The following is a 6,299-nucleotide window of genomic DNA, read 5'->3' as shown; positions in this document are numbered from 1 at the left end:
AGGGCTGCTGGTATGACGACTGCTGATATGACTGCTGTTCCGAGTAACCCTGTTGCTGCGAAGAGCTCCAGCTCTGCGGGGGCGTCGAGCGCGGGCCGAGTTCGTCGTAATACGGCTGCTGCGGTTGCGAGGAGTAGCCCTGCGAGTACTGATCCGACTGGTACGGGTCCTGCGGGTACCCACCCGACTGCCCGGCCTGCTGCGGGTACTGTCCGGACTGTCCCGACTGCTCTTCGTGCCCGTACGCTGCGCGGCGTCCCCGGCTCTGTCCGTAACCGGGAGTAGGAGCCGGTTCCTGCGGATCGCCGTACCAACCGTCGTCGCTCAAGCCTCGAACTCCTTAACCGGGGCGTGGGGCGCGCCGTCGTCAACCACGGACAGCTGACCGGGCGGACGCCCGGAGGCCCGCTCGGCGTCGAGCGCGTCCTGCAGGATCACCACCGCCGCGGCCTGATCGACCACGGCGCGGCTACGGCGACCGCGAACTCCCGACTCGCGTAGTCCACGGGTCGCGGTGACGGTTGTCAACCTCTCATCGACGAGCCGCACGGGAATCGGGCGAATTGTCCGCGCGAGCCGGCCGGCGAACTCGCGGGCCTTCACGGCCGCGGGCCCTTCGCTTCCGGACAGTGACCGGGGCAGTCCGACCACGGCTTCGACGACCTCGTGCTCGGCGGCCAGCGCCGCGAGGCGGGCGAGGTCGCCCTCTCCCGCCTTGACCGTCTCGACCGGCGTGGCCAACAGTCCGTCGCGGTCGCAGACCGACACTCCGATCCGGACCGCTCCGACGTCGATGCCGAGCCGTCTGCCCGCTCTCACCGTTCTCCCTATCGCCCAGGCGCGCGTCGCCTCGCTGCCGCGGCACACCGACCGCGGGATGCCGCGCCGGGCCGGTGTGTCCCAGTCCAGCACGGTATCGCGATCCTGGTGCGCCGACCGTCCAGGACGTACGGCCGGTCGTTCTGGTTCAATTCGCCCCGGTTCTGTTTCGGCCACTGAGACCGGACCGTGGGCCGGCCGCCGGCTGCCGGCTGCCGGCCGGAGCGGCTTATGCCGGACCGGCCGCCGCGACCTGCACGCGGACTGCTTCGAGCGCCGCGTCGAGCGCGCCGACGTCGGTGCCGCCGCCCTGCGCGACGTCGTCCTTGCCGCCGCCTCCGCCGCCGAGCGCCTGCGCGGCGGTCTTGGCCAGGGCCCCGGCCTTCAGGCCATGCTCCCGCGCCGCCTCGTTGGTCGCCACCAGGACCACCGGGCGCCCGTTCGCCGCGGCCGCGAGCGCGACCACCGCGGGCCGGGAGCCGAGCCGTCCGCGCACGTCGAAGGCGAGCTTGCGCAGGTCGTCCGCGGAGGTGCCGTCCGGCGCGCGGTGCGCCACGAAAGCGACGCCGTGGACGTCCAGCGGGTTCCCGGCCAGTTCGCCCGCGACCGCGAGCACCTGTCCGGCCTTGAGCGCCGCGATCTCCTTCTCCGCGTCGCGCAGCTTGGCGACGATGCCCGCGATGCGCTCGGGCAGCTCCTCCGGCCGGGTCTTGACCAGCTCGGAGACCTGCGCGAGCAGCACGTGCTCGCGGGCGAGGAAGTTGTACGCGTCCGCGCCGACGAGCGCCTCGACGCGGCGAACACCCGCGCCGATGGAGGATTCATGCAGAAGCTTCACGAGGCCGAGGCGCCCGGTGTTCGGCACATGTGTGCCACCGCACAGCTCGTGCGCCCAGTCCCCTACGGACACGACGCGTACCCGGTCGCCGTACTTCTCGCCGAACAGCGCCATCGCGCCCATAGCCTTCGCCTCGGGCTGCGACATGATCTGTGCGGTAACCGCGAGGTCGTCGACAAGCACCGCGTTGACCAACTGCTCCGCGTCCGCGAGCACGGACTGCGGTACGGCCTGCGGGTGCGCGAAGTCGAAGCGGAAGCGGCCCGGCGCGTTCTCAGAACCCGCCTGCGTAGCGGTCTCGCCGAGCAACTGCCGGAAGGCGCGGTGCACCATGTGCGTCGCCGTGTGGGCGCGGGAGATCGCGTGACGGCGCGTCACATCGACGACCGCCTCGGCCGGCTGCCCGACGACGACCTCGCCGTCGCGCACCACCGCGCGGTGCACGATGAGGTCGCCGACCGGCTTCTGCACGTCGAGCACCTCGACCAGCGCGCCGTTGCCGAGCCGGATCAGGCCGTGGTCGGCGAGCTGGCCGCCGCCCTCGGCGTAGAACGGGGTGCGGTCGAGGACCAGCTCGATCTCCTCGCCGGTGCCCGCCTCGGCCGCCACCGAGCCGCCGCGCAGCAGGCCGCGCACGCTGCCCTCGCTGGTGGTCTCGCCGTAGCCGGTGAACTCGGGCGCGCCCGTGGCGTCGTAGAGCTCGCGGTAGGCCGACAGGTCCGAGTGCCCGGTCTTCTTCGCCTTCGCGTCCGCCTTCGCCCGGGCTTTCTGCTCGGACATCAGCCGGCGGAAGCCGTCCTCGTCCACGGTCAGGCCCTGCTCGGCCGCCATCTCGAGGGTGAGGTCGATCGGGAAGCCGAAGGTGTCGTGCAGCTGGAACGCGTCCGCGGCGGCCAGCTGCTTGCGGCCCTCGCCCTTGGTCGCGCTGACCGCGGTGTCGAAGATGTTCGTGCCGGTCTTGAGGGTCTGCAGGAAGGACTCCTCCTCGCCGACCGCGACCGCGTCGATGCGCTTGTAGTCGGAGACCAGCTCGGGGTACTGCGGGCCCATCGCGTCGACCGCCGAGGCGACCAGGTCGTGCACGGTGGCCTGGTGCGCGCCCAGAAGGCGCATGTTGCGGATCGCGCGGCGCATCATGCGGCGCAGCACGTATCCGCGTCCTTCGTTGCCCGGGACCACACCGTCGCCGATAAGCATCGTCGCGGCACGCACATGGTCGGTGATAACGCGCAGCGCGACGTCCGACTTGTGGTCCTTGCCATAGACGACGCCGGTCAGCTGCGCGGCCTTGTCCATGATCGTGCGCGAGGTGTCGATCTCGTAGAGGTTGTCAACGCCCTGCAGGATCGAGGCGAGCCGCTCGAGGCCGAGACCGGTGTCGATGTTCTTCGAGGGCAGGTCGCCGAGGATCGGGAAGTCCGTCTTGCCGGTGCCCGCGCCGCGCTCGTACTGCATGAAGACGAGGTTCCAGACCTCGAGGTACCGCTCGCCGTTGACGGCTGGTCCGCCTGCCTCGCCGTACGCGGGACCGCGGTCGTAGTTCAGCTCCGAGCAGGGTCCGCAGGGGCCGGGCACGCCCATGGACCAGAAGTTCTCCTCCATGCCGAGCCGCTGGATGCGCTCGGCCGGGATCCCGATCTTGTCGTGCCAGATGCCGTAGGCCTCGTCGTCGTCGAGGTAGACGGTGGCCCAGATCCGGTCGCCGTCCAGGCCGTAGCCGCCCGCCTCGACGGAGCTCGTCATCAGCTCCCAGGCGTAGCTGATGGCGCCTTCCTTGAAGTAGTCGCCGAAGGAGAAGTTGCCGCACATCTGGAAGAAGGACGCGTGCCGGGTGGTCTTGCCGACCTCGTCGATGTCGAGGGTGCGCACGCACTTCTGCACGGACGTGGCGCGCGGCGCGGGCGGGGCCTCCTGGCCGAGGAAGTACGGCTTGAACGGCACCATGCCCGCGTTGACCAGCAGCAGCGTCGGGTCAGCGGCGATCAGCGAGGCAGAGGGGATCTCGGCGTGTCCGCGCTTGACGAAGAAGTCGAGCCAGCGACGGCGGATTTCTGCGGAGTCCATCGGTCCTGTGCCTCTCGGAACGGTCGGTCTGTCGGTCGATCAGTTCGGTAACGCGCCCTGGCTTTCATACGGGAGCGCTCGCTGCGCGGGGCGCGTGTGCCCGGCTGCGCGGCCGGGCACGGATGCCATTGTCTCAGGAAGCGGACCCAGGCCAGTCCCATATATCCCCTCGCAGGGTATACACCGCAGCAGATGCGGTTCCTCCGGCAGCGTGCGCGTTGCTACCGCGGGAGCTTCTTGTCGCCCTCGGAAGGATCGGCCACGTCCACGCCGAGCACCCGGTACAGCTCGAACTCCCGCTCGGCGGCCGCGGTACGCACATCGTCGGCGAAATCCTGGAACGCCCCGCCGATCGCCCCGGGCAGCCCGGCCGCGCCGTCGGCGATCCCGGACGGGGTGAATTTGTGCAGCGCCTTGGACGCCTTCCTGACGACCAGGACGCCGGCGGTCGCGCCGAGCGCGATCCAGAACACCCGCTTGCCCATCGCTGCTGCCCTTAGCCCTTCTTGGCCTTGCGCTCGGCCTTGATCTCGGCGCGAACCCGCTTCTCCACGTCGGCCTTGCGGCGGTTGGCCAGCGCGGTGCGCACGCCGTAGGAGAAGGCCGCCGCCTTGATCATCGGGCCGCCGACCGTCGCCGAGAAGGTCGAGGCGAGCGCGGAGGCGTTGCCGGAGAGGTTGGCGACGTTCTCGGTGATGGTGTCGACCCGCCCGAGCTGCTGGTTGGCGGTGACCACGGTGGTGGTCACCTCGCCGAGCAGCGGCACGGTCTGGTCGGCGATCCCGGCCACCAGCTTCCCGGCCTCTTTGAGCACCTCGGCGAGCCGCAGCAGGACGAAGCACAGGAAGATGACCCCGATCGCGAAGAAGATCGCGAATACCAGCCCGACGACTGCTCCTGCCGACACCTTGGGATCCATCCCTTCGCCCTGTTGCCCGTCGGCGCAGACACTATCGTGTTTCGGGCTCAGGGCTCGGTGACCGGCTCGTGCAACGGCTCGTCGGCGTCATCGCGCATGGATCGGGTCAGGTGCGTGCGGATGGAATCGCGGATGGCGCGTTCCAGCGTGGCCGGGTCGGCCGACGCGATCGGGTCGAGTCCTAGCAGGTAGCGGCAGATCGCCAGTCCGAAGGTCTGGGTCATGACCAGCGCGGCGCGCAGTTCCGCGTCGGGGTCGTCGCCGAGGACGGCGAGGATCGGCGGCTTGATCTGCTCGTCGAAGATCCGTTGAATCTGGCCGACGGCGTCCTGGTGCGTGAGCGCCGTGCGGATCAGCAGCTGCTCGACCTCGTTGGTGCCGCTCTCCCAGCGGGCCATGAACGCGTGGCCGTACTCCTCGGCGAGGCGCTCGGGGCCCTCGTGCGTCGGGACCGTCTCGCGCAGCGCGAGGTCGATGGCGGAGCTGGCTTCGAAGAGCTCTGCTTTGCTGCCGTAGTAGCGGATGACCATGGAGGCATCGATGCCGGCCTCCGCGGCGATCGCTCTGATGGTCGCCTTGTCGTACCCGTCGGCGGCGAAGCGCGAGCGGGCCGCGGCCAGGATCGCGGCGCGGGCCGGGGCCGAGCGATCGGTGAAGCGGCGGTCCGGCACGGTCATCGGGGCTCCTCGGTCAGGTGCGCTTAGTGATGTCCATCTTCGTTGGCCAACGCTTGTTGTCAAATCGCGCGGTGGGTCGGCGGCGGAATCGCGCTGTTGGTTGTCGGTGGCATCTGGGAACATCCTCTTGGAGGTAGTCGACCGTCATGCACCTGGCCCCTTACCGCTCCGTCCTCCGAATCCCGGGGATGCGACTGTTCATGCTCGTCGCGCTGATCGCCCGGATACCGGGGACGGCGACCAGCACCGCGCTCACGCTGAGCGTCGTGCTGGACCGCCATCTCGGGTACGGAGCGGCCGGCGCGGCCAGTGCCGCGTTCACGGTCGGACTCGCGGTGGGCTCCCCGCTGCTCGGGCGGGTGGTGGACCGGCGCGGGCCGCGGCCGGTGCTCGGGGTGACCGGCGTCGCGGCGCTGGCGTTCTGGACCACGGCGCCGATGCTGCCGTTCGCCGCGCTCATCCCGGCGGCGGTGCTCGGCGGGATGCTGCAGGTGCCGATCATGCCGCTGGTGCGGCAGTCGCTGGCCGCCAGGGTGCCGCGGGAGCAGCGCCGTCAGGCGTATTCGCTGGACTCGATGGCCGTGGAGATCGCCTTCATGGTCGGCCCGGCGCTCGCCGTGCTCCTGATCACGCAGCTGGGCGACGGGATATCCACCCTGCGCGCGCTCGGCCTGGCGCTGGCCTTCGCCGCAGCTGTGATGTGGGCGTACAACCCGCGGGTCACCGGGCCCGACGCGGCGGCCGCGGCCGGCCTGCGGCCCGCGCGGCGCAGCTGGTTCGGGCCGGGCTTCGCGCTGGTGCTGTTCGTCGCCGTGGCCGCGACGGTCGTGCTGTCCGGGACCGACGTCTCGATCGTCGCGGTGCTGCGCGCGCACGGGCAGGTGCAGTGGGCCGGAGTGACCATCATCGTGTGGTGCGGGGCCTCGATGATCGGCGGCTTCATACACGGCGCGATACCTCGGCCGCTCGGCATGCTCACTTT

6 protein-coding genes and 1 pseudogene are annotated in these 6,299 nt (G+C 70.5%); 1 reads left to right on the top strand and 6 read right to left on the bottom strand.

Features of this window, described 5'->3' with window-relative positions:
• The 6 genes and pseudogenes from VFB40_RS09475 to VFB40_RS09450 form a co-directional block, all read right to left on the bottom strand.
• A pseudogene (locus VFB40_RS09475) lies at nucleotides 1-328 on the bottom strand (hypothetical protein); the annotation flags it as partial.
• Nucleotides 325-819 (bottom strand): Holliday junction resolvase RuvX, encoded by a 495-nt coding sequence (gene ruvX / locus VFB40_RS09470; RefSeq protein WP_324849009.1) that lies wholly within the window; start codon nucleotides 817-819, stop codon nucleotides 325-327. The gene ruvX and the pseudogene VFB40_RS09475, both read right to left, overlap by 4 nt.
• A 229-nt stretch (nucleotides 820-1,048) precedes the next feature.
• Nucleotides 1,049-3,721 (bottom strand): alanine--tRNA ligase, encoded by a 2,673-nt coding sequence (gene alaS / locus VFB40_RS09465; protein ID WP_324849007.1) that lies wholly within the window; start codon nucleotides 3,719-3,721, stop codon nucleotides 1,049-1,051.
• A 221-nt stretch (nucleotides 3,722-3,942) separates the two neighbouring features.
• Nucleotides 3,943-4,206, bottom strand: coding sequence for a hypothetical protein (locus tag VFB40_RS09460; RefSeq protein ID WP_324849005.1), 264 nt, complete (start codon nucleotides 4,204-4,206; stop codon nucleotides 3,943-3,945).
• A gap of 11 nt (nucleotides 4,207-4,217) precedes the next feature.
• Nucleotides 4,218-4,640: a DUF948 domain-containing protein gene (locus VFB40_RS09455; RefSeq protein ID WP_324841614.1), complete on the bottom strand. Its 423-nt coding sequence runs from the start codon at nucleotides 4,638-4,640 to the stop codon at nucleotides 4,218-4,220.
• A 47-nt stretch (nucleotides 4,641-4,687) separates the two neighbouring features.
• Entirely contained in the window at nucleotides 4,688-5,317 is a 630-nt protein-coding gene (locus VFB40_RS09450) for a TetR/AcrR family transcriptional regulator (RefSeq protein ID WP_324849003.1), read from the bottom strand.
• Between the two features lie 188 nt (nucleotides 5,318-5,505).
• On the opposite strand from VFB40_RS09450, the gene VFB40_RS09445 reads away from it, so the two are divergent.
• A partial coding sequence (locus tag VFB40_RS09445; protein WP_324849001.1) for an MFS transporter occupies nucleotides 5,506-6,299 on the top strand: 794 nt, incomplete at its 3' end.

Source organism: Actinocrinis sp. (assembly GCF_035650855.1).
Taxonomy (GTDB): domain Bacteria; phylum Actinomycetota; class Actinomycetes; order Streptomycetales; family Catenulisporaceae; genus Actinocrinis.
Note: the sequence above shows the minus strand (reverse complement) of the source record. Positions and strands in the feature narration are given on the sequence as shown.

Bases quoted from the DNA above. Each gene is read 5' to 3' on its own strand.
- alaS (WP_324849007.1), bottom strand. From the start codon at position 3,721: ATGGACTCCGCAGAAATCCGCCGTCGCTGGCTCGACTTCTTCGTCAAG.
- VFB40_RS09460 (WP_324849005.1), bottom strand. From the start codon at position 4,206: ATGGGCAAGCGGGTGTTCTGGATCGCGCTCGGCGCGACCGCCGGCGTC.
- VFB40_RS09455 (WP_324841614.1), bottom strand. From the start codon at position 4,640: ATGGATCCCAAGGTGTCGGCAGGAGCAGTCGTCGGGCTGGTATTCGCG.
- VFB40_RS09450 (WP_324849003.1), bottom strand. From the start codon at position 5,317: ATGACCGTGCCGGACCGCCGCTTCACCGATCGCTCGGCCCCGGCCCGC.